Origin of the sequence: Leuconostoc garlicum, assembly GCF_001998805.1 — a bacterium.
GTDB classification, from domain to species: domain Bacteria; phylum Bacillota; class Bacilli; order Lactobacillales; family Lactobacillaceae; genus Leuconostoc; species Leuconostoc lactis.
Genome location: NZ_CP016329.1, coordinates 1,324,471 through 1,348,219 on the forward strand (window position 1 = coordinate 1,324,471; position 23,749 = coordinate 1,348,219).

Below are 23,749 nucleotides of genomic sequence, written 5' to 3' on the forward strand. Positions count from 1 at the left end.
ACCAAAGCCTATGATAAGGCGTTTTGTGTTGGGTTGATTTGTGAAATTACTGCGAGAGTGATATAATATAATCAACAAGTAACAAGAATATAGCGCAAAGGACGGAGGAATCTCATATGATTTGGTCATTAATTGTTGGTGCCATTATTGGTGCAATTGCAGGTGCTATTACGAACCGTGGGGCATCCATGGGTTGGATTAGTAATATCCTTGCTGGCTTGATTGGTTCAGCTATTGGACAAGGCGTTCTTGGCCACTGGGGACCAAGTCTAGCTGGCATGGCTTTGATTCCTTCAATTATTGGGGCAGTTGTCCTAGTATTGATTGTGTCAGCTGTGTTCGGTATTCGAGCAAACCGCTAAAACAAGTGAATAACAGCAGTGTTATCTGAGATAAGCCTGCTGACATGTGAAAGGGAACCGTTAAGGTTCCCTTTTTTTTAGACAGACCAGAGCGCATGATAGCAGAATTTGAACTCACCCCAAATTCTGTTGTAAACTAAGGCTATGTTAAATCAGAAGTTACACTTAAATACGTCAAAACTAGCCATTGTGGGCTATGGTGTCTTGATTGGTTTTCTAACCGGTATCGTGGTGAGTCTCTTTCGGCTGTCAATTGAAAAAGTTTTAGCGTACTTTCAGACCTTATACCTTGCTGTCGGACGGGGTGAATTGTTCTCATTGGGCCTCATTATTTTGTTAAATGCTGGCTGTCTCATCGTAGTTGCTTGGTTACTCAAGCAAAATCCGCATATATCAGGATCAGGGATCCCGCAAGTTGAAGGGGTATTAACCGGAGAGATAACGGATAATTGGTGGGCAACGCTTTGGCGCAAATTTACTGCTGGGATTTTAGCCATTGGTAGTGGCCTGATGCTTGGCCGCGAGGGGCCATCGATCCAACTTGGTGCTGCAATTGGTCAAGGCGTAGCAAAATACCGACATTTAAGCCATAACAAAGCTAAAAGTTTAATCGCCAGTGGCGCCGCTGCTGGCTTATCTGCGGCCTTTAACGCCCCGCTAGCTGGTGTGATGTTCGTCCTTGAAGAAATCTATCATAGCATTTCACCGTTTGTTTGGGTGGGGGCTGTCACAGGGGCGACTGTATCGGACTTTGTCTCGACGGTCATGTTTGGGCAAACACCAGTCTTAGCTGTGGGGAATTTAACCGTTTTTCCGGTGAAGTTGTACGGTTTGCTCTTGGTATTTGGGCTGATGTTAGGGTTGTTTGGTTATTTATATCAACGTATCCTGCTGGCTAGCTTGTCCTTGTATGACAAATTACCGCTACCCAAGTATTTTTATGGGGTGATCCCATTCATCTTAGTACTGCCAGTTGGCCTACTTTGGCCACACATTTTGGGTGGTGGTAACGGTTTGATTTTATCGCTCAATAATACCCCAACTAGCATTAAGCTACTGCTAGGCCTATTGGCTGTGCGGTTTGTTTTTTCAATGGTGAGTTATGGTTCTGGTCTGCCTGGTGGGATCTTTTTACCCATTCTCACGTTAGGGGCTTTGAGTGGCACCCTCATTGGCAATGTGTTCGTGACCTTGAACTGGATGCCGACGACGTATATTTTAAATTTTGTAGTGATTGGTATGGCGGGGTATTTTGCTTGTATTGGCAAGGCACCATTCACTGCGATCATTCTTGTTTTTGAAATGGTTGGGAGCGTCACGCATATTTTGCCATTGGCCTTTGTTAGTTTAGTGGCTTATTTAGTCGTTGATTTACTCAACGGTGCGCCAATTTACGAATCATTGTTGGCTAGATTATTACAACAAAACCAGCAAAAAAATGTTTCGTCTAAGATGGCCACGCTTGAAATTCCCGTTTTAGCCGGCAGCATCATGGAAGATCAGCAAATACGCGATTTGAATTTAATGCCCAACAGTTTAATCACATTGGTCAAACGGTCGGATAACTTGCTCATTCCAAAAGGCGACTTGGTTTTACGTGCTGGCGACATCATTTACCTGCGCGCTAATCAAGATGTGGCGCAAGCCATTAAACGGCAATTACTAGCGACGGTGGTGGTGTAGTCAGATAGGCTAACGAACATAATATGATTTAAAATGGGTGTAATCTGTGTATAAAATGTGAGAAAATATAGTATAAGACTATTGTCGTTTTATTTTTCGGGAGAATTGAGGAGATGTGATGTTAAAAAAGTATAAGTTATACAAATCCTGTAAAACGTTGGTGACGGGGATTTTTGTTGCTGGTGCCATCGCCTTAACTGGCGTGTCACAGGTACACGCTGACACAACTACGCAAACTAGTACCGATCAGGTTGTGCAGACTGTGACAGCAAATCCGACCGCGACAACGACTGATGCAACAGCAACGCAGCCAGCAGATGCATCTACGACAAAGTCATCACCGGTGACAAGTACCACGCCAGCAAGCTCTTCGGCAACATCGGCTAGTGCAGAAAGTCCAGTTACTGGCACTGACGCAACAACTAACAACGTTAGTGATGTATCTGTCCCGCAGACAGCATCTACGCCAAACGCCACAAGTACAGCGCCACAAACGCCTACTGAAAATACAGCTAGTGCAGTATCACCAGTCACAACAGCACCGGTATCGGCAGTGACATCAACCCCCGCACAAAGTGTAACGACTACGCCACAAACCGTTGCAACACCCGATATCACTGTGCAAGGTCAAGGACAAAACTATGGCTGGCAAAACCCTGTCCATGAAAACGAAACAGCTGGTGTCACCGCCAAGCGTTACGTTTGGAGGGGGTTAAAATAACCGTTAACAACACGAGCAACACCTACCCAGGTGATAAGCACATGTTTCCGGAACTGGCTGGCAGAGTGAAGTTAAAAATGGTGCGCTAGCAGGAACAGTTGGACAAGCCCGTCAAATGGAGGCCATCAAGATTCATTTGACCGGTGAATTAGCCAACCAGTATGACGTTTACTATCGTGTTCATATTCAAGATTTTGGGTGGCTAGATTGGGCTTCAAACGGGACTGTGGCTGGCTCAACTGGTCTAGGGTTACGCCTTGAAGCGATTCAATTCTTGCTTAATTTGAAGCAACAAACCTTCACCCAAAGCACGCAACGACCAAGTGTTGGCACAGCTAACTTACAATACCAAGTACAAGGCCAAGACTATGGCTGGCAAGGGACGCGTAATAATGATACAGTTGCTGGGACAACAGGGCAGGGTAAACGCTTAGAAGCAATCAAGATTTATCTTGATAACAATGGCTTGACCGGGGATGTTGTCTATCAGGCACACGTTTCAGGAACAGGTTGGCAAAATGCAGTCACCGATGGTCAGTTAGCAGGGACGGTTGGTCAGTCACGCCAAATGGAGGCCATTAAAGTGACTTTGACCGGCCAATTAGCTAGTTACTATAACCTTTACTATCGTGTTCATATCCAAGATGTGGGTTGGTTGGCTTGGACAGCTAATGATGGTATTGCTGGCTCAACTGGCTTAGCAAAGCGTATTGAAGCCATTCAATGAACACTGATTCAAAAAGGCCATGCTGTACCGCAAACAGGGACAGCCTATTTGAACCCGACAAATTATCAAGTTGTCACAAAGCATGCAAACCAACCGGTTTACTTCTCGCAATTAGATAGTCGCTGGGCAAATCATCCTTTTAATGACTATACAATGGGGCCAGCTGGCTGTGTCCCAACTAGTATTGCAATGGTTTTGAATGGGTCATATGGTATCCCAGTGAATCCAGACAACGTAAGAGGCGTGATGAATAACATCAGTACATCATCATACGGTGCGACGGGCATTGACTTGATTAATACCGTACATTATTATGGTCGTCAAGTCGAACAAATTAATACGGTTGCCCGCACGGCGCAATTGTTACAACAAGGCGTTCCTGTAATTTTCTATGTTAATGTGGCTAATGGTATCGGTCACGCAATTGCCACTTACGGTTACAGTAACGGGGCAACGCAGGTCTATGATCCTTACAGTCGCTATTACTTCAATGGCTGGTACGATCTTAACTATCTTTCAAATACGCTGAGTCGCGATCCTGCTGATTGGAATGCCGGACGACCAGTATTTGCAATTATGTAGCGTCATAAAATAACGTGGTAAAAAGACAAGTGATTGTCTTTTTTTTTTGAAAAAAATCCTATTCACAACACACAAAAATTAATAAAAATGTAATTTTGAGTAAGGTTTTCTCACATAAATAACATAACACCTTGAATAAAGTGATAAATTTTAATTTATATTTAATAAAGGTGAAAAACACATGGAAATTGATGACATTGCTGCTATCGTAAAGATATTAAACGACAATAACCTTAGTCATATCTCATTTAAAAAAGGTGATTCGAAAATTAGTGTCTCAAAAAACATTAATCGTGAGATTCAAATAGCTGACAGCATAGATATTGCAAAAGAACAACCACAGCAAGAGATGCGTTACATCGTATCACCAACAATTGGCACGTTTTATGCCGCGTCTGATCCTGAATCGTCACCCTTTGTTACAGTGGGACAGACAGTAACCCAATCGACTGTAGTTGGTGTTGCAGAAGCCATGAAAATGATGACCAACATCTTAGCAGATAATGAGGGCGTGATTGCTGAGGTTTTAGTTCAAGATGGTGATGCAATTGAATATGGACAAAAATTGTTTAGGTTGTCGTGATGCACAGTACAGTAGAACACAACTTTAAAATTTTAATTGCTAACCGTGGTGAAATTGCGGTCAGAATTATTCGAGCGGCAAAAACATTGGGGTTCACAACAGTAGCGGTTTATTCGTCCGCCGACAAAGCATCGCTACATGTCGCAATGGCAGACGAGGCCGTCCAAATAGGTCCTGCAAATGCGATTGATAGCTATTTGAACCAACATGCAATTTTAGCGGCAGCAGAGATTACACATGCGGATGCCATTCATCCTGGTTATGGCTTTTTGTCTGAAAACGCGGATTTTGCCAGTAACGTCGAATCAATGGGTCTTACATTTATTGGCCCAACAAGTGATACCATTTCTCAAATGGGAGATAAGGCTAGTGCACGTCAATTCATGTCAGAAACCGGCGTACCGATTGTGTCTGGAAGTGATGTTTTTTTTGATAATGTACATGCTGGTTTGACACAGGCTAATCAAATTGGTTATCCAGTGATGCTTAAGTCTGTTGCTGGTGGTGGCGGAAAAGGCATGCGACTGATTCCAAGCCAAGATAGTTTTCAATCATTATTCGAGCTTGCCCAGAATGAAATTAAAGCGTCAGTTGGTGATGGCCGAATGTATCTTGAGAAATTTATTGATCAGCCACGACATATCGAAGTTCAGGTATTAGGTGATGGGTTAGGAAATGCCCTTGTCTTGGGTGAACGTGACTGCACCATTCAGAGTCATCATCAAAAAGTCATTGAAGAAGCCCCCAGTCAATACCTAGATGCAGCCACACGCTCTGAGATGTTAGAAGTTGCGTTAAAAGCAACAAAAAAGATGGCCTATCGTAGTGCGGGTACTTTTGAATTTTTGTATCAAGGCCCTGGTCGTTATTACTTTATGGAGATGAATACACGAATTCAAGTGGAACATGCGATTTCTGAGGAGATTTCAGGTATTGATATTGTAGGTGCACAATTACAATTAGCCTACGGTCAAAAGCTAGCTGATATACCTGTAGATACTAAAAAAAAGTTTGCTGTTGAGGCAAGAGTTTCCGCGCAATCATCCGGTACAATTAGCGGTCTCCATTTACCTGCCGGTTTAGGCGTACGCGTTGAAACTGCTATATATCAAGGTTACACAGTACCACCATTTTATGATGCAATGATTGTCAAAATCATTGCATCAGGCCGTGATCGTCAAGAAGCCTTAACACGTTTAAAAATCGCTATTGAAGAAACAGTGATATTAGGCGTTAAAACGAATTTGGATTTATTACTACGTATCTTGACACACCCTGACTTCACTTCAGAGGAAAGTAGAACAGATATTGACTGGCTCGACCATCAACTTGAGGAATAGGAGATTGTTATTATGACGCCAACAGCATTTAGACATTCAGTCAGAAATAATGCGTATCAAAAACCCACAGCTGGGATATGTCCTGGGTTTGCACAAGCAAATTTAATCGTTCTACCAAAAAAAGATGCGTATGATTTCTTATTACTGGCGCAACGGAATCCAAAACCTATACCGATCTTAGAAGTCACAGAAATGGGGAACCGACACTTACAACGGTTAGGTGCCGATATTGATTTGACAACTGATCTACCAAAGTATCGTATTTACCAAGATGGTAATTTGACAGCAGAAGTGTTGTCAGTGACAGATTACTGGCGTGATGATTTGGTGAGTTTTTTGATTGGTTGTAGTTTTTCTTTTGAAGACTTGTTAATTGAAGCTGGTATTGAAATTCGTCATATTACGGAACAAGTCAATGTGCCAATGTTTAATACCAATATACCTTTGCTACCAGCAGGTCATTTTTCAGGCAACATGGTTGTGAGCATGCGCCCAATCAAAAGTAGTCAAATTGCAACCGCAGTGAATGTGACAAATCGTATGCCCGGTGTTCACGGCGCACCAATTCATATCGGTAATCCTGAAGAGATTGGCATTATCGATCTCACTAAACCAGATTTTGGTGATGCTGTAACAATTAAAGCTGACGAAACACCGGTTTTTTGGGCTTGTGGCGTTACACCTCAAGCAGCAGTAATGTCTTCAAAACCGCATTTCGCTATCACGCACGCACCAGGTCATATGCTAGTTACCAATTTACCCAATAAGGATTTAATCGTGTGAAAAAATGATAAAAGTTGATTTTAATGCTGATTTAGGCGAAAGTTTTGGAAAATATATCATTGGCTTAGACCAAGAAATTTTAAAACAAGTTACCTCTGCGAACATTGCGTGTGGCTTTCATGCTGGTGATCCAACAATCATGGCTAAAACGATTCAATTAGCTATTGATGAGGGCGTTGCAATTGGTGCCCATCCAGGATTTGCTGATTTACAGGGCTTTGGTCGCCGAGAAATTATCATGTCTCCTAGTGACATCACAGCTATGGTTGCGTATCAGGTGGGGGCTTTGAGCGCGTTTACGCCAGATCATAAGTTACATCATGTCAAAGCACATGGGGCCTTGTACAACATGGCTGCGAAAGACCGACATATTGCCAAAGCAGTTGTAGCTGGCATTCAGCAAGTGGATCCGCAAACCATTATTTATGGCTTAGCAAACAGTGAATTAATTCATGCCGCAAAAGAAGCGCATATACAATTTGCACAAGAAGTATTTGCCGATAGAAACTATCAGGCTGATGGTACGCTTGTGCCACGGACACAACCAAATGCAATGATTTTAGATCCACAAGAAGCTGCACAACGCGCATTAGACATGGTAATCAATCAGTCTGTGGTGGCAATCACTGGGGAAACTGTGCCCTTAACTGTGGACTCAATTTGTGTGCACGGTGATAATCAAGCGGCGGTAGAACTAGCACGACACATTAAGCAGTTACTACGCCATAAACAAATTGACGTTACTAGTGATATCACAACAAGAGGATAAAAAATATGGCTCAAAACGACACAAAAAATAATGTTTCATCAATTAACAAAAGAAGCGCACGATCTGTCGCAATGGGCGCTGCCTTTGTTATGGCAATGTCTGCTGTTGGGCCAGGTTTCTTAACCCAAACTGCAGCATTTACAAGTCAATTAGGGCCAAATTTTGGCTTTGCTATTTTGGTCACTATTTTAATTGATATTGTCGTGCAGATAAATATTTGGCGTATTATTACCGTTTCTGGTAAACATGCGCAGCAAATTGCCAACGATATTTTCCCGGGATTGGGTTACTTTTTAACCTTCTTAATTGTTGTGGGTGGCTTTTTCTTTAATATTGGGAATGTTGCTGGGGCAGGTCTTGGACTAAATGTGTTGTTTGGTATTTCGGCAGAAAACGGGGCGATTATAGCAGCGCTTTTGGCAATTATCGTGTTCGTCGTTCGCAATGCGCTAGTCGTAATGGATCGGACAGTCCAAGTCTTAGCAGTTGTTAAAATTGCTGTTTTAATCTACATCCTGTCTGTGACAACTGTGCCCGTTAGTGCAGCGGTTAAACATACTTTTCTACCGACTGATATCAATTTCTACTCAATTGTTACAATTGTTGGTGGGACAGTAGGTGGGTATATTTCTTTTGCTGGTGGTCATCGTTTGTTAGAAGGTGGCATTCGTGGTCAAAAAGGTTTGAAATACGTTAATGAAGGTGCCCTTTCTGGTATCGGTATTGCTTCAGTCATTCGTGTGATGTTATTTTTAGCAGGCCTTGCAGTCGTCATGGCGGGGCATAAGCTTGACCCTGCCAACCCAGCAGCCGCTATCTTTCAAATTGCCGCTGGTAACTTTGGTTATAAGTTTTTTGGCTTACTGTTATTTGCCGCCGGTATGACATCAGTTCTTGGCTCAACATTTACATCTGTATCATTTTTAAATTATTCGCACTCTTCAGAAGGGGCTACAAAATTCCAAAAGTATCGTCCTTACTTAGTCATTAGTTTTATTGCACTTTCTACCTTGGTCTTTTATATCATTGGCAAACCAGCTCAAATTTTAGTGATTGTTGGTGCAATTAACGGTCTCATCTTACCAATTGCTTTAGCTATTTTACTAGTTGGCGCACATAAGCATAAGATTATGGGAGATACCTATAAACATCCAATACTGTTAAGTATTTTTGGTTGGCTTGTTGTCCTATTCATGGCATTTGCTGGTATTGAAATACTGATCAATACCTTATAAAAGGAGAAAATATGACACCAAAAATTATGTTTTCCGGTGATACCAGCATTAATGTTGTCTTTGAAAATGTTATTTCCGAAACGATTAATCGACAGGTTTTAGCCATAGCTAAATTGGTAGAAAGTCAACATATTAACGGTTTGTTGGATATTATACCGGCTTACCGTGTGGTGACATTTGTTTTTGATCCACTAGTTATCGATATTGTAGCTTTTCAAAATTTTCTACGGACACAGTTAGAGCAACAAATAAATATTGATACGAGTAGCGACAGCCGACTGTATCACGTACCAGTATTATACGATGAAACAGTGGGCCTAGACTTACTTGAGGTTGCGAAGTATCATGATTTGTCTGTGGCAGAGGTTATTCGTTTACATACGAGTCATACCTATAGAATCTACATGTTAGGATTTTTACCAGGATTTGCTTATCTTGGTGGTTTAGATGAGAAACTGCATACGCCACGAAAAGAAACGCCGCGCTTACGTATTCCAGCTGGGTCGATTGGCATTGCTGGTCAGCAAACCGGTTATTATCCTGTCGTATCGCCTGGCGGGTGGCAAATTATCGGACGAACACCATTAGTCGTATTTGATGCTAATCGTCCCGAAATAAGCTTTCATGCTGGAGATAGGGTACAATTTTATGCAATTGATAAACGCGAATTCCAACAATTGGCCGGTGTACATTTCAATGACTTTTTTGCGGGGGCATCGATACAATGAATGCAATTAAAATCTTAACTGCTGGTACGTTAGCAACAGTTCAAGATACCGGTAGAATTGGTCACCAAGGTGAGGGCCTGCCAAATTCCGGTGTAATGGATAACTTTGCTTATCAAATTGGTAACGCGCTGGTTGGTAATTGTCCAAGCGATAATTCCGCTAGCATAGAGTTTGCTATCACGGGCGGAAAAATCCAAATTTCAAGTCAGACAATTGTTGCTTTAACAGGCGCGCGCGCATTAGTGAAACGTAATGATGAAGTGGTTGGTCAAGATATGCCAATTTTGGTGAAAGAAAACGATGTGCTGGATTTTACACAAATCACACAGGGACGATTTATCTATTTAAGTGTTGCAGGTGGTGTACAGGTCCCGACGCGTATGGGATCACGATCAACGAGTTTATCAATAAAACTAGGTGGTTTTAACGGGAGATCATTAGAACACGGCGACGTACTACCGATTTTATCTTTGGCAGAAGCATGGCCTCGACTGCAGCCAAAATTATCACCAAAAATGCCTAATCAGCTGGTTAGTTTGACAACTCGCCATAAAGTTCGGATTGTTGACGGGCCGGAATCAGATTGGTTTTCTAATAAGGACTGGGAAAAATTATTAAGCCAAGCATTTCATTTAGGTAAGCATATTGATCGGATGGGTTATCGTTTAGACGGGCCTGAAATTAATGCTAAAACTGAAAACTTACTTTCAGAAGCCAATATGAACGGTGCCATACAAATTTCACGTGATGGTCAGCCAATTATTTTATTAGCTGATCGTGCAACACATGGTGGTTATCCAGTCATTGCCAAAGTAATGACCGCTGATTTGGGCATACTCGCCCAGTGGCCGCAAGATCAACCTATTTTTTTCGAGAAGGTAGCTATTAGCGACGCTTGGGAAATGACAGCTGAAATGGATCGATTTATCAAAGGTGTTTATCAATCGCATCCTTGGGAAACATTGCTACCTGTCAGAATAATGGCAAATAAAATTAAACAGCTTTTTTAAACGATACAAAATTATTTGCGATAGGTTTTAACAACACAGTAAAAACAACAACTTTAAAACGGTTGTTGTTTTTTGTTTATGTTAAGTACGTACACCATTTTCATTCATTGACTACTTAGGAGCATTGTGGTAGCGAGTTAAAAAATTTTTTGATAAAATAATATCTGTTAAAGGTACCTGGGGGAGCAACGCATAGAAACATTGATTGCAACTAACTGTTTTTATGCGTTGTGAGTGGTGCCAAAAATGAATGAACAGCACCGGCAATGTTTTGTCTGTTTGTCGGTGAGAAGAGGGGGAAGACATGACAAATAAGCAAAAGTTGATGTTTGGTTCTTTGGTAGGAATCGTGGCGTTGTTGGGGATTATCCTGTTGTTATTCATCCGGCAATCACAGGGGCAGCCACATACTAGCCCAGCACCACAAATCGACACAAATAAAGTGGTTAAGCGGATTAATGGTGAGCTGTTTACCGATGCGGGCTTTGGCACGTATCTGGCAGATCCTGACAATTACGCAGGTAGTACATATGTTGATGGGCAGGATCTTGGGAGCCAAAATATCAACGATGCTGTGGCGAAAAGCTTAGAAAGTGAAGAACAGGGTACTAGCTTTAGCAAGCTGTTTGAAAAGGATCAAATCGTAAACTTAAAAACGACTTGGGAACCAGATGGTAATGCCTTTATTGCACGCGGTGATTTGATTCGTCAAGATACAGGCAAGACCTATCCGTTTGCATTTGAATTCAACACAAAATACCAGATTTTGCAAGAATGGTTTGGTAAGAATATCAAAATTTAATGGCTCATCATTATGATTATGCTGCAAAAATCAATATAAAAAGCCGATGCCGTTTAGGGATCGGCTTTTTATATTGTCAGCGATTTATCTTGATGTTATGCAATAATGATATTTGTTATATTACGGTATAAGTGTTGTAATTATCGAATAAAAGCGTAAAATAGTTTGTGTAGTGTAAGCGCTTTCATGAAGAAAAAGAGGAGAGAATCATGAAAAATCATCACGAAAAACCAGCTGCGCCAATATTAACCCAGTTTCTCATTTTTAGTGCGATTCTGTTGGTATCTTATTTAATATCATTGGGGATGAGTGTTATCTTACCGCAATTTCCAGTGCCAACACCGTTGATCGGCTTAATCTTATTATTTCTTTGTTTAACCAGTGGACTGGTCCGATTGGAGCAAGTCGAGAAGTTATCACAAAATCTCTTGGGGATGATTGGGTTACTATTTGTACCGTCAGGCATTTCGTTAGCTAATTCTTTGCATTTATTCCGAGAGGAAGGCATTAAAATCATTGTCGTCGTTATCTTAGCTACTATTATTTTGTTGTTGTCGGTGGCCTACACCTCTAAAATCATTTCTAAAATTGCCGGCAAATTCAGCGCAAAGCGCACTAAAATCGTACGAGGCGCCTACAATGATTAATATTCTTAATACACCATTCTGGGGCATTTTCTTAACAATTTTTGTTTACTGGATCGGACAACATCTATTCAAAAAGTATCCCATTTTCATCTTCCAGCCGTTGTTGCTCTTATACTAAAAAAATGGACTATTTTTATTCAGTCCGTAAAATGAAAGTATAGGAGTATTTTTATGTCAATTCGTTATTCACAAGATTTCAAAGATTCATTGGTTAAACTTCACCAAGAAGGCCGTTCACTCAAATCATTAGCAGAAGAATTTGGACCATCAAAAGATTCTATTGCTATTTGGGTTAAACAAGCTACCCCAATCATGATCAGGGGTCAGTCAAAGACTTTAAAAGACGTTAAGCAACTAGAGAAGCGCCTCGCTATTTTGGAGGAAGAAAACGAAATTTTATCACGCATAGCCTGACAGGCATTGAGCGGCCATCTTACTAGCCAAAAAATAGTCCGTAATGTGGGATTGCCGCTAGTTAATCAATTTTTAGCACAAGGCTACGCGCTTGTGCGTATTTTAAGTGCACTTAAAATCAAACCTAGTACCTATTACAACTGGCGCCATTGGCAACCCAGTCGACAAGAAAAGCGTAGAGAATCCCTGAAACCTTATATTTTAGACATTTGGAAAACCTTTAAATTTTATGGTTATCGTCGTATTGCTGCTTATAGTCAACTAAACAATGACTGTCCAAAAATATCTGAATATATGACACTCAAATTAATGCGTGAATTAGGGATTAGATCACGCATGCAAAAACATTATCGCAAACCCAAAACTGTTGTGACGGTTGATCAAAAACCCAATCTGATTAGACATTTGCATGATTTAAGCGGTGTTTGGCAAACAGATATCACTTATATTCAGTTGACTAATCATAGATGGGTCTATTTAGCGACCGTTTTGGATCCTGAGAAGAGAAAAGTATTGGGCTATAAAATTGGCGATACAATGACAGCCGAGCTAGCCACAAGTGCCTTACAGATGGCGTTAGATAAGCATCGAAAGCCACTCATTATTCATTCAGATATGGGGTCACAATACCCGAGTGCTGAGTTTAATATTAAATGTCAAAATTATGGCTTGAAACATTCTTATTCACTCAAAGGCCATCCGTACGATAATGGCCGTATGGAAGCGTTTCATTCAATATTGAAGCGTGAAGAGGTTTATTTGAAGGCATACCAAACATTAACTGAAGTCCAAGCAGCCATTGGTTGGTATATCAATTTTTATAATAGTAATCGTATCTCAAATGTTGCTTAATTAACTGAATAAAAATAGTCCAATTTATTGACTTCTGAGCACCAGTAGATGGCCAAAAATATATGGAACGTTTTTCCAAGGGTGAATTTGATAATACTGTTGAAATTGCCCTACTAGCAGATAGACAGACCACGGAATTTGAGAAAAACAAGATGATTAGTACCTTTGCTTTTGACCCGATTAAGTTTAGAAGACAGTTAGAAGAATTGAAACCTAAAAAAGGGTTATTGCAAATTTCAAAGGGTATTGATTGGAGGAAGTATGATACTTTTTACAATGCTTTACTATCAGGTAACGTTGGTACTGGTAAATCTTATACTATGTTTGCGATTATTGGACAGTTGTTACAAGTTACTAAGTATGTCGATATTATCGACCCAAAACGGTCTGACTTGGCTAGTTTGAAATATGTTGATGAATTAAAGGGGCGTGTTCATAGTACAGCATCTGAAATAAACGGTGCTGTGATTAAGTATTATCAGTTAATGATGAAGCGTGCAGAACGTATGGAAGAATTAAAGGCATCAGGTCATATTGGCACCTATAAGGATTTTGGTTTTGAGCCTTGCTTTTTAATTTTTGATGAATTTGGGGCGTTTGTTGAAATGAATGATAGGTTAGCCTATGATGACCCGATTAAAGCAAGTTATGATACCGCAATGTCTAATTTGAATGAGATTGCTATGTTGGGACGTGAACTTGGTTTTTATATTTTGATTGGTATGCAAAGACCTGATGCAGGTTCTTTGCCAATGGCAGTACGTAACCAATTGAATATGCGTATTAACATGGGTGTGCCAACACCAGAAATTGAAAAAATGGTATTCCCTGATAATGAAAAACAATTGCGTCCTTTGTCATCACATTTGAAAGGCTGGGGCTTTATTAAGATTGGAGATAGTCAAGTTAGATCATTCTTTGCACCGGAAGTACCAAGAGACTTCAATTTACATGAATACATGCGTGAAAATATCACAATAAGAGAAAGTCAGGGATAATAATGGCAGTTGATATTATGGCAATTGAGTGTACTAGATTAAGTTTAGTTAATGGTTCAAGAAATATGTCGTTGATGTTGGATAAGTTACGTTCGATTGATGCCAATGAAATGTCTAACGTTAGAAATATCGTTAAGAATATTGATGTTGAAAGTGGCGCAATTGAAAATGAAAGAGCGTTACGGCTTATTAAAGAAATAAGAGATGTTGATGTTTTTAACTTTACACAAGATATTGTCGATTTGATGAAGCATATTGAAAGTTCACAAGAACAGTTAGATGCGTATATCAAAGAGTTTAGAAAATTGGTCTAAAACAAGTTTACTTGTGAAATTTAAAAAGTTACGTGATGAAATAGGCGTTTAAAGGACTTTGTGAAAGGTTTTGAAAATGACCTATTTTTTAGTACCTATAAACGTTGATATACCGTTACTTTGTATAGCGTAGCTTATGTAAACCTTGATTGGTCTAGTTGAAAATAGGAGTTAGAAATGATGAAATACCACGCTAGAAGTCCAACACTTAGCATCTGTGTTTGGCTTTGCTGTTAATTAAATATTTGTAGTTTAAAAAGAAAAAGTAGGTAAAAAATTATGGCTTTAGAAGTTAAAAAATTCAATCTTTGTCCGCTCAATCAATTGAAGATTTGAAGGCAATTGAAAAGATAGGTGGACTTGAACACCTTGCTCAACTAAGTGATGAACTTAAAAAAGCAATGGCAGATGAAGAACAGCTACGTGCTGTTAGTCCAATGCTGCCACCTTACTTTGCTGAACTACGCAAGAACTTAGGTTTTTTGCTTGGTACGGCTAAGTCTTTGCAGACGCACGGTGTCAATCGTACAAAAGATATTCAAGGTTTGCTCGATCAATTGTCACATATCAAGTAAGTAACTATTGTTAAAGCTCTAGTCTTTTACAGCAAATGTCCTGTGAGAGACCAGGGCTTTATGTACATAGTGACTTTATTATTGGCGTGGCTCGTAGCGACCAGCGAAGAGACAGTGCCACGCCTTGCCCCAACGCGAAGCGTTAAGGGGGCAAGGTGCGTGGTCGCGGTTAAGCACACACGACCAGTGTGTGTCAGCGACTGGCACATGCGCCAAAAATAAAGTCACCAAAAAGGCTTTAACCCCCAGTTACTAACAGGGGGGTTAAACCGGTAAAAACGCTGAAAGCGTCAACCCAATATGGGGAACAAACGCCGATATGAAGCCATTTAGAAAAAAAAACAAAAATTGCGGGTTGAAACCACCAAAACCGCAATTTTGAGAAAGGAAAGCCGATATGATAACGATTAACAATGAGTTAAAAGCTTATACGCCTATGTTTCTAGGCACAACACAACATAGTTTACGATTATCGTTGGAAATACTTATCATGGTCGGTATGAAATTGAATGATGAAATTGTTGAGACTTATAACGTGATCGTATCAGCTATTGAGCTAGGACATTTACCTAATATCGGTAGTGAAATTGTAATTGATGAAATTACTGGTAGTGAGTTGTCGGGTTTCAAAGCAAACATTAGACAGTCTGATGCAAAAATACAAAACACTGTTTCTACTGAACTAGAAAACTTAATTGATTTAAAAAACGTTGGTCGATACCAACTATTGAAAGGACAAAAAGATATGACACAAGAATTAAATGTACCTGCATTAACAAACAATAATTTGATATTGATGCGACAACTACTTGAAGTAACACAATCAGAGCTAGCCAAAAAGATTGGTGTGAGTGAAAGAACGGTTTGGGGTATAGAAAATGGTACTCAAAAAATATCAGATAAGTTTGTTGATAAATTGTTGGTTGCTTATCCAGAATTAGCAGAAAGTATTGAGGTTCAATTTGATTGGGTTTCGTTGACATTCCCTGATTTAACTTCAAAGCAAGTAATTGCTGATGTGTTGCTATTGCAGGAAAATCTGTTTTTAGAACGTCCTACGTCTCAAAACTTTTATACTCGTGAAATGGCATTTGCTGGCGAAAAGAATATTTACATACAAGACTTTGCACCAGTGCAAAACCCAGAAACACAAGCAGTGGATCAAAAATTTGGGACAACGCTTTATTTAACTGGTAAAGGCACACGACTGTTTGAAAAAGCTTTGTTAGAGCAGAGTATGAATTGGCATGACCTTTTTGCAAAGGCAAGATTATATCGGGGGCATCTAACACGATTAGATATTGCAATCAATGATAAATGGGGTCTGCTGAACATGAATGACCTTGTTAAAGCTGTACAGGAAAAGCGTTTTTGGAGTAAATCAAAGTCTTATGCGGTTCATGGCAACGTTGATGACGGCTGGACAGTTGATTTTGGTAAGTCACCATTTGTTATCCGTGCTTATGACAAACATAAAGAACAAGCGAATAAAGGCTATGACACTGATGTTAAAACTCGTGTCGAATTAGAATTGCATCAGGACAAAGCAGAGTATGTCCTTGATGAGTGGCTTAACAATGATAAAAAATTGGTGGATATAACTTTTGATATTTTGTACAGCTACCTTTGGTTTACTAATGGCAAAATTGAAGACCACCAATTGAAATCAGATACAGTGCGTGATGAAATTGAAGCAACAGTTGAGCCAATGCCTGCGTGGTCGTTACTAACTGCTTTAGGTAAAAAAATGAAGTTTGTTAGAGAACCAAAAAAGCAAAGTGTTGAGCGTATTGAAAAATGGGTTTTGCAATCGGTTGTGCCTAGTCTAGCCGTATTAAAGAAAACAGGCCACTGGCATGAAATCATTGAAGCAATCAATACAGCGGAATTGTCGGCTGAACAAGAAAAACTGGTTATGGCAACTAATAAGAATGCGATTACACGAGCAAGCAAGCAGTTAAATATCAATTTTGAAAAGCCGACTAAAAAATACAACGAAGATGACAAACGAGGAAAGGGGGCATGACAATGTATAAAGCAGTTGGTTGGTATTCACAAAATGAGTATATGGCTGGTAATAATCTTGCTGATGTGATGCGTAAATTACAAAAGGAGTACCCAGCACCCAGACGTACTTCTAGGAGTTCGTCCACGCTACATATCTACTCAGAACCGTTAAAAATTATTAGTGTAGCGAGTGAAATTGTAAATTAAATCATATACAATAGGATTAACGGCGACAAAATATAACCAACACTCTACAATAGATAGAGGAGAATAAAAAATGAAAACAATCTCAATAATTGGAGCAGGTGTTGGTGGTCTAACTTCTGCAATTTACTTACAGAACCATGGGTATCAGGTCACTATTTATGAAAAAAACAGTCGACCTGGTGGGAAAATGGACATTATAGAAGAATCCGGCTTTAAATTTGACACCGGTCCAACAATCGTTATGATGCCCGACATTTATAAAAAGCCGTTTATAGATAGCGGAGTTGATTACAAAAATTATTTTAAAATGAAACGTATTAATCCCTTCATGGATGTTGTAACACACAACAAAAAAATTGCATTATCTTCTGATCTCGTGGATTTAGCAAAAGAATTTGAATCTTATGATGAGTCAGAGATGCTTGGATTTTTAAAATATTTAACAGATATATATAGTAAATATATAAATGCCAAAAATAATTTTATTTATAAAAGTTTTAGAGGTCCAAGTGACTTTTATAATATCAAAACACTTTGGAACGCTTACAAATTAAAAACATTTTCGTCCTCGTTTGAAGCTATTCAAAAAAATATCAAAAATACAGATCTGCAATACTTAATGTCATTTCAAACGCTATATATTGGTATTTCACCATTTAGTGGTCCTTCTATATATAATATTATTCCAATGATTGAACTAATCTATGGCGTTTGGTTTATAAAAGGTGGCATGTTTCAATATGCAAAAGCATTAGAAAAACGCTTTATAGAGTTAGGTGGAAAAATAGTTTACAATTCAACAGTAGAAAAGATCATTGTTGAAAATAATAAACATGTCAGTGGCTTGCTCATCAATAACACCTTAAAAAATTGTGATGCCGTAGTTGCGAACGCTGATTTTCCTTACACAATGACACATTTGTTGGATATGGACGATAACAAGAAAGGAAAATATCAAAAGAAAAATATTGAAAAAATGGATTATTCCATGTCATGCTTCTTATTGTACCTAGGCTTAGATAACAATTATGATCAACTGAATCTTCATACAATAAAAATGGCTAATAATTTTGAAACTAACGTTTACGACATTGATAACGGTATTTTACCTGATGATCCATCATTTTATATTTACAATCCTAGTGCAATTGATAATAGTTTTGCACCAAGTGGACAATCTGCTTTATACGTCTTAGTGCCAGTCTCTAATTTAAAGGAAAATAGCAGCTGGTCGGAAAATGATATTGATAAATTTACACATAAAATAATTCATAAAGTAGAAACGGAACTTAATTTAGATAATTTAAATGAACATATCGTTTTTAAAAAGGTTCATACGCCTAAGACATTTGAGACACATTATAACAGTTTCTACGGTGCAACTTTCGGACTAAAACCAACTTTAAAACAAAGTAATTATTTCCGCCCGCATAATAAGCATGCTAAAATAGATAACCTCTATTTTGCAGGTGCCAGTGTGCATCCTGGTGCTGGAGTACCTATCGTTATTACTAGTGGAGAATTGACCGCGAAAGAAGTAATGAGGGACTTTTAAATGGTAACTATTCCAAAAATACCAAATAGAGTTCTTGAAATTTTTTCTAGTAGTAAGGCAGCAATTAAACAAAATTCATCATCATTTTATTTTGCCTTTTCAAAATTAGACAAAGATCAAGCTTATAGCATCTTTGTCATCTATGATTATTTACGTCAAATTGATGATGCTGCTGACAACCATGACAGAATAACATTTAATAAATTAATTTTTTGGTGGGAGACGGCTTGTAATACCAATAATATTGTAATTAACAAAACATCAAACATTGCTGATAGAGTAGCCTATATTTTTAATCATTTTTCTATAGACACCAAGCTGATGACTGACATGATTCAAGGACAACTTCGTGATCTCAATAATATTGAAATTAACACACTATCAGAATTAGAAACTTACTGTTATCAAGTAGCAGGAACCGTGGGGTGCATGATTTTTTGTATACTCTCTGGAAACTCTATTGAAAACAATCGCAAGGCAGTAATAAACTTGGGAATAGCTCTTCAGTTAACCAATATTTTAAGAGATGTACATGAAGATGCTATGGCGGATAGATATTTCATTCCCAAGCAACTGCTATTAAAATATGATATCCAAAAACAAGTTTTGTTAGAAAGTAAACCTGATATTCAAACACAATCTTTGTTGCAATATTTAGCAAGATTAGCACTTTCTAAGTACGCCGAAACTGATGTGATTACTGATCAGATTTTAGATAGAAAAGGCAAAGTAGCATTAGAACTATCCATTAATGTCTACAAAAAGATCCTAACAAAATTAATGAAAAATAACTTCGTTGATTTATCAAAAAGAGTATATGTGACACCCCAAGAAAAATTACTATTACTATTAAAAACCTTTTCAAAACACATTAAGTGACATATTAATAATAAATAGAATTAATAACAGGAGATTATTATGTTTTTAGCTATTAAAGAGATGCTACATGAAAAATTGCGTTATAGCCTAATAGTGGTACTTATATTTTTAGTAAGTTATCTTTTGATTATTCTTACTGGTTTAGCCACTGGTTTAGCTAACCTAAACAAAGCGGCAATTAACGAGTGGAATGCTTCAAGTATTGTCTTAAATAGTGATTCTGAAGGACGTTTACAACAATCTTTTCTTTCACAGGATGAGGTTGCTAGTTTACCCAATAACGGAACCAGAATTTCACAGTATAGTACACTTGTAAAATCAGAAAATGGATTAAAAGAGAATGCTCAATTAGTAGCTCTTGATGCCAAATCGTTCATATTTAAAAATTTGAAAATAACAAGTGGTAGTAAAAATATCCGAAACAATGCCGGCGTCGTATCGGATAAATTCAAAAGTGATGGATTCAAAATCGGTGACTATTTGTTAGTTGCTAATTCATCATTGAGGATTAAAATTACAGGTTTTACACCCAGGGCAACTTTAAGTGCTCTTCCCGTGGTTTATATTTCACCAGACACTATTCAATCACTGAATAAAGGTGTAACAAATGCTGTGGTATTCAAGAATACGTTAAATAATTCAAAAATACCAAAAGGGACTGATCAGTTGAGCATTGACTCATTTATTAATAAATTACCTGGATATAGTGCACAACAACTCACATTCAACTTCATGATTGGTTTTTTGTATATTATTATTCTAATTGTTATTTCAATTTTCTTGTATATTCTGACCGTTCAAAAATTACCCAACTTAGGTGTCTTGAAGGCGCAAGGAGTCTCAACGCAGTATCTTGTTTTGAGTACGTTATTTCAATCATTTATTATGTCAGTTATTGGCGTTATTATAGCCATTATATTAGCTGAAATAACAGCTATTACGTTACCCAGCGAGGTACCCGTTGTCATTGATAAAAGTAATATTATTGTAACTGGAATCGGTATTATTGTTATGTCCTTGTTGGGTGCATTGATACCAATTCGCCAAATTGCCAAAGTTGATCCTTACAAAATTATTGGAGGTTAATTTCATGTCAAATCTAATTTTCGACTCAGTCACAAAAATTTTTGGTGAAGGGAGTAGTAAGTACGTAGCACTAGAAAATATTAATTTCGAAGCAGAAAGCGGTCAGCTTATTTTAGTTGTAGGGCCATCAGGATCAGGAAAAACTACATTTTTGACTATAGCAGGCGGACTACAGACACCAACTAATGGTGATGTAAAAATAAATGACAGTACAATTAACAGTTTGTCCAAAAAACAACAAACAAAATTAAGATTGGAAAAAATAGGATTTGTTTTACAATCTTATAACTTAGTCCCATTTTTAACGGTCGAAGAACAGTTTAAATTCGTAGATAAACTAAAAAAACAAAATTTGACTGAACCAAAAATGCATGAGCTTCTTTCTGATTTAGGACTTTTAGAACTGCTAAAAAAATATCCTAATCAACTTTCTGGTGGACAAAAGCAGCGTGTGGCAATTGCTAGAGCATTATACACTGATCCTGACTATATTTTAGCAGATGAACCCACAGCCGCATTAGATACAGATAGATCCATGAAAGTAATCGAGTTACTCAGAGATTTAGCGCACAAAAGAAATAAAATTATTATTGTAGTTACTCATGACTTAAGGTTAAAAGATATGGCAGACAAAGTTTATCAGATAATTGACGGTAAAATGACGATCCTGGAGAAGTAATTTAATTTATGACTAATAATCAGCAAAAATATAATTATGGCTAAGGAATATTTTATTAACTAAATGTTGAGATAGCACAAGGAAATATTTATGCTATCTTTTTTATTTATTAGGAAAAGAGAAAAAATTATGCCAACGAAAATATGGTTAAAACCAGAACAATTAGATTTGTATATTAAACATTTAGAACGATTTAGAGACTTATATAGTAATGGGATATTAAATCGATACGTCCGTCGTTTTATACCGAAAGAACGCAAAATTGAAACAGTTAGCGCCAAAGAATTAGATCAAATTAATCATTGGATCAATGCGAGACCAATGAAAACACTCAACTGGCAATCACCACGAGAGGTTTTTCAGCAGTTTGCAGTGTTCGGTTAATTCTTGCAATCTACCATATTCAAAATTAGTAGGTGACTTCCGTAATTATTGGTTTTTGAGCTCAAGAAAGATATACAAACGACAATTGTCAAAATAATATAAGTTAGGGGATAATTTTTGTGACTAAGACAAGCGTGATGTGGTTTAGAAGAGATTTAAGATTAGCAGATAATACGGCATTAACGGCTGCAGTCGCTAATAGTGATCATCTTGCTTTAGTGTTTATTATTGACCCAAACCAAATCGTAGCGAATGGCAGTGTCAATCAAAGTGCTTTTTTTGCCAGTGTTTCTCATTTTAAATCAGTTTTAAAAGCCAAAAAAATCAGCTTGCATATTTTCTCAGGAAATGTCACAACTGTGTTTACAGCATTAAAAAAAGAGCTGCCGGAGTGGCAAGATTTGTATTTTAATTTTGATGAACGGGGTTATGGTAGAAAACGAGATCAAGCAATTGCAACATATTGTCGTGATGAGTTGCAGGTAACGCCGCATCCTTTTTTAGATTTCACATTGCACAGCGCGTTTGATATTAAAAAGCAAGATGGTACTGGGTATAAAGTATTCACACCTTACTTTAAGCAATGGATACAACGACCTAAAAAATCAGCAAATTATGATCTAAAGCATTCGGAAGTTGTCAAGAAACAACGGGAACTGTCGTGTAATGAGGCAACAGCTGAGCTTAAAAAGCTAATCCGTCCATGTGACAGTTATGCTTACGAAAACCAAATTGGAGAAGTACTTGCTAAACAAGTATTGATCGACTTTGTATCACATAAGCTTGCTGACTACGATAAAAATCGTGATATACCAAGTCTCGATGCTACCAGCCATTTATCGCGATATTTAAGGACCGGTGAAATTTCAATTCGGACAGTTTTTGATGCTGTCAGTCAGGAACCGGAAAGTGACGGTCGTACGACCTTCATCAAAGAGCTGTGTTGGCGTGATTATTACAATATGATTTATGCCATGTATCCAGATCAGCAAGAAAAAGCAATCAAAACATCATTTCAAAATGTTGTTTGGCAAAATAATGAGGATCATTTTAAAGCATGGCGGACAGGGCGCACTGGTTTTCCAATTGTCGATGCTGCCATGCGTCAACTCAATGAAACGGGTTGGATGCACAACCGCTTGAGAATGGTTGTTGCTTCTTTTTTAACCAAAGATCTATTAATTGATTGGCGGTGGGGTGAGAAGTATTTTCGAGAAAAATTAGTTGATTATGATCCAGCAAGTAATATTGGTGGTTGGCAGTGGGCTGCGTCGACAGGTACAGATAGTGTGCCGTATTTTAGAGTATTTAATCCGACAATACAGTCAGAAAAATTTGATCCTAATGGCACGTTTATCAAGCAATATGTTCCGGAATTGAAATCTATCAAGGGTAAAAAAATACATCAGCCTAATCAGTTAACTGATGCGGAACAAAAAGCTTATGGTGTGAAATTAAATGATGATTACCCTCAGCCAATTGTGGATCATAAAGCTGCGCGATTAAGAGCGATCGCGATGTATGGGCAAAGTAAAGATAATTTTTAAAAGGGTTTTGTGAAAAGAATCCAATAACTTGGCTTGTATGATACATTTTCGCCTTTAGCTGATGAATCAATTGCATATCATTAAAATTTATTACTGTTTTAATGAATACGTGTGTTATAATTTTTATGTAAGATATCTGGGGTGCCTTGAGCTGAGATCATACCCATTGAACCTGAAGCAGTTAAGACTGACGCAGGAAGATATTATATTAGCCACATCAATATCATGATGTTGTGTTTTACGATGCTTTTTGGCGACCCCAGCTCAATTTCAGTGAGCT

General features: G+C 38.3%; 25 protein-coding genes, 3 pseudogenes and 1 riboswitch. All 28 genes and pseudogenes read left to right on the forward strand.

The genetic code is table 11. The annotated features are described in order from the left end of the window. Window positions 1-116: 116 nt before the first annotated feature. Window positions 117-362: a GlsB/YeaQ/YmgE family stress response membrane protein gene (locus A9176_RS06720; protein ID WP_019039753.1), complete on the forward strand. Its 246-nt coding sequence runs from the start codon at window positions 117-119 to the stop codon at window positions 360-362. Window positions 363-506: 144 nt separating this feature from the next. Further along, window positions 507-2,045, forward strand: coding sequence for a ClC family H(+)/Cl(-) exchange transporter (locus tag A9176_RS06725; protein ID WP_077282792.1), 1,539 nt, complete (start codon window positions 507-509; stop codon window positions 2,043-2,045). Window positions 2,046-2,163: 118 nt separating this feature from the next. Beyond that, complete coding sequence (locus A9176_RS06730) at window positions 2,164-2,766, forward strand: hypothetical protein (protein WP_077282794.1); 603 nt, start codon at window positions 2,164-2,166, stop codon at window positions 2,764-2,766. Window positions 2,767-2,818: 52 nt separating this feature from the next. After that, window positions 2,819-3,352: pseudogene (locus A9176_RS06735) on the forward strand (hypothetical protein); the annotation flags it as partial. Further along, the gene (locus A9176_RS08975; protein WP_278320916.1) at window positions 3,335-3,493 is read left to right on the forward strand and encodes a hypothetical protein; all 159 of its coding nucleotides are present in this window, start codon (window positions 3,335-3,337) and stop codon (window positions 3,491-3,493) included. The pseudogene A9176_RS06735 and the gene A9176_RS08975, both read left to right, overlap by 18 nt. A gap of 48 nt (window positions 3,494-3,541) precedes the next feature. Further along, window positions 3,542-4,075: a C39 family peptidase gene (locus tag A9176_RS06740; protein ID WP_242943207.1), complete on the forward strand. Its 534-nt coding sequence runs from the start codon at window positions 3,542-3,544 to the stop codon at window positions 4,073-4,075. A gap of 181 nt (window positions 4,076-4,256) precedes the next feature. Continuing rightward, window positions 4,257-4,658 carry an acetyl-CoA carboxylase biotin carboxyl carrier protein gene (locus tag A9176_RS06745; RefSeq protein ID WP_077282798.1) on the forward strand — a complete coding sequence of 134 codons (402 nt, stop codon included), beginning with the start codon at window positions 4,257-4,259 and terminating at the stop codon, window positions 4,656-4,658. Beyond that, window positions 4,658-5,998: an acetyl-CoA carboxylase biotin carboxylase subunit gene (locus A9176_RS06750; protein ID WP_077282800.1), complete on the forward strand. Its 1,341-nt coding sequence runs from the start codon at window positions 4,658-4,660 to the stop codon at window positions 5,996-5,998. The genes A9176_RS06745 and A9176_RS06750 overlap by 1 nt, the downstream gene beginning before the upstream one ends. Window positions 5,999-6,010: 12 nt before the next feature. After that, window positions 6,011-6,781, forward strand: a complete 771-nt coding sequence (locus tag A9176_RS06755) for a putative hydro-lyase (RefSeq protein ID WP_077282802.1) — start codon at window positions 6,011-6,013, stop codon at window positions 6,779-6,781. 4 nt (window positions 6,782-6,785) lie between these two features. After that, on the forward strand, window positions 6,786-7,550 hold the full coding sequence (locus A9176_RS06760; protein ID WP_077282804.1) for a 5-oxoprolinase subunit PxpA: 765 nt from the start codon (window positions 6,786-6,788) through the stop codon (window positions 7,548-7,550). Window positions 7,551-7,555: 5 nt separating this feature from the next. Next, window positions 7,556-8,785: an NRAMP family divalent metal transporter gene (locus tag A9176_RS06765; RefSeq protein WP_077282806.1), complete on the forward strand. Its 1,230-nt coding sequence runs from the start codon at window positions 7,556-7,558 to the stop codon at window positions 8,783-8,785. A gap of 11 nt (window positions 8,786-8,796) precedes the next feature. Then, window positions 8,797-9,513, forward strand: coding sequence for a 5-oxoprolinase subunit PxpB (gene pxpB, locus A9176_RS06770; protein ID WP_077282808.1), 717 nt, complete (start codon window positions 8,797-8,799; stop codon window positions 9,511-9,513). Beyond that, complete coding sequence (locus A9176_RS06775; RefSeq protein WP_077282810.1) at window positions 9,510-10,523, forward strand: biotin-dependent carboxyltransferase family protein; 1,014 nt, start codon at window positions 9,510-9,512, stop codon at window positions 10,521-10,523. Before pxpB ends, A9176_RS06775 begins: the two co-directional genes overlap by 4 nt. 304 nt (window positions 10,524-10,827) lie before the next feature. Continuing rightward, entirely contained in the window at window positions 10,828-11,325 is a 498-nt protein-coding gene (locus tag A9176_RS06780) for a hypothetical protein (RefSeq protein WP_068852832.1), read from the forward strand. Window positions 11,326-11,534: 209 nt separating this feature from the next. Beyond that, window positions 11,535-11,972 (forward strand): CidA/LrgA family protein, encoded by a 438-nt coding sequence (locus tag A9176_RS06785; protein ID WP_051660646.1) that lies wholly within the window; start codon window positions 11,535-11,537, stop codon window positions 11,970-11,972. A gap of 171 nt (window positions 11,973-12,143) precedes the next feature. Continuing rightward, on the forward strand, window positions 12,144-12,386 hold the full coding sequence (locus A9176_RS06790; RefSeq protein WP_077282423.1) for a transposase: 243 nt from the start codon (window positions 12,144-12,146) through the stop codon (window positions 12,384-12,386). 45 nt (window positions 12,387-12,431) lie between these two features. Next, the gene (locus A9176_RS06795; protein ID WP_198150919.1) at window positions 12,432-13,238 is read left to right on the forward strand and encodes an IS3 family transposase; all 807 of its coding nucleotides are present in this window, start codon (window positions 12,432-12,434) and stop codon (window positions 13,236-13,238) included. A gap of 41 nt (window positions 13,239-13,279) precedes the next feature. Continuing rightward, window positions 13,280-14,236, forward strand: a pseudogene (locus A9176_RS06800) (cell division protein FtsK); the annotation flags it as partial. Window positions 14,237-14,238: 2 nt separating this feature from the next. Further along, complete coding sequence (locus A9176_RS06805; RefSeq protein ID WP_077282812.1) at window positions 14,239-14,550, forward strand: hypothetical protein; 312 nt, start codon at window positions 14,239-14,241, stop codon at window positions 14,548-14,550. A 401-nt stretch (window positions 14,551-14,951) separates the two neighbouring features. Continuing rightward, the gene (locus A9176_RS09050; RefSeq protein WP_242943208.1) at window positions 14,952-15,125 is read left to right on the forward strand and encodes a hypothetical protein; all 174 of its coding nucleotides are present in this window, start codon (window positions 14,952-14,954) and stop codon (window positions 15,123-15,125) included. Between the two features lie 397 nt (window positions 15,126-15,522). After that, window positions 15,523-17,151, forward strand: a complete 1,629-nt coding sequence (locus A9176_RS06815; RefSeq protein WP_077282816.1) for a replication initiation factor domain-containing protein — start codon at window positions 15,523-15,525, stop codon at window positions 17,149-17,151. A gap of 2 nt (window positions 17,152-17,153) precedes the next feature. Beyond that, window positions 17,154-17,339: a hypothetical protein gene (locus A9176_RS06820; RefSeq protein ID WP_048702248.1), complete on the forward strand. Its 186-nt coding sequence runs from the start codon at window positions 17,154-17,156 to the stop codon at window positions 17,337-17,339. Between the two features lie 70 nt (window positions 17,340-17,409). Then, window positions 17,410-18,894, forward strand: a complete 1,485-nt coding sequence (locus A9176_RS06825; RefSeq protein WP_077282818.1) for a phytoene desaturase family protein — start codon at window positions 17,410-17,412, stop codon at window positions 18,892-18,894. After that, a complete protein-coding gene (locus A9176_RS06830) occupies window positions 18,895-19,773 on the forward strand; it encodes a phytoene/squalene synthase family protein (RefSeq protein WP_077282820.1) in 879 nt (292 codons plus the stop codon). Between the two features lie 39 nt (window positions 19,774-19,812). Then, window positions 19,813-20,859, forward strand: a complete 1,047-nt coding sequence (locus A9176_RS06835) for an FtsX-like permease family protein (RefSeq protein ID WP_077282822.1) — start codon at window positions 19,813-19,815, stop codon at window positions 20,857-20,859. Window positions 20,860-20,863: 4 nt separating this feature from the next. Beyond that, window positions 20,864-21,538 (forward strand): ABC transporter ATP-binding protein, encoded by a 675-nt coding sequence (locus A9176_RS06840; protein ID WP_029510451.1) that lies wholly within the window; start codon window positions 20,864-20,866, stop codon window positions 21,536-21,538. A 207-nt stretch (window positions 21,539-21,745) separates the two neighbouring features. Further along, window positions 21,746-21,922, forward strand: a pseudogene (locus A9176_RS08755) (IS30 family transposase); the annotation flags it as partial. 119 nt (window positions 21,923-22,041) lie between these two features. Next, a complete protein-coding gene (locus tag A9176_RS06850) occupies window positions 22,042-23,469 on the forward strand; it encodes a cryptochrome/photolyase family protein (RefSeq protein WP_077282826.1) in 1,428 nt (475 codons plus the stop codon). Window positions 23,470-23,596: 127 nt separating this feature from the next. After that, window positions 23,597-23,685: riboswitch (TPP riboswitch) on the forward strand. The last annotated feature ends 64 nt before the right edge of the window (window positions 23,686-23,749 follow it).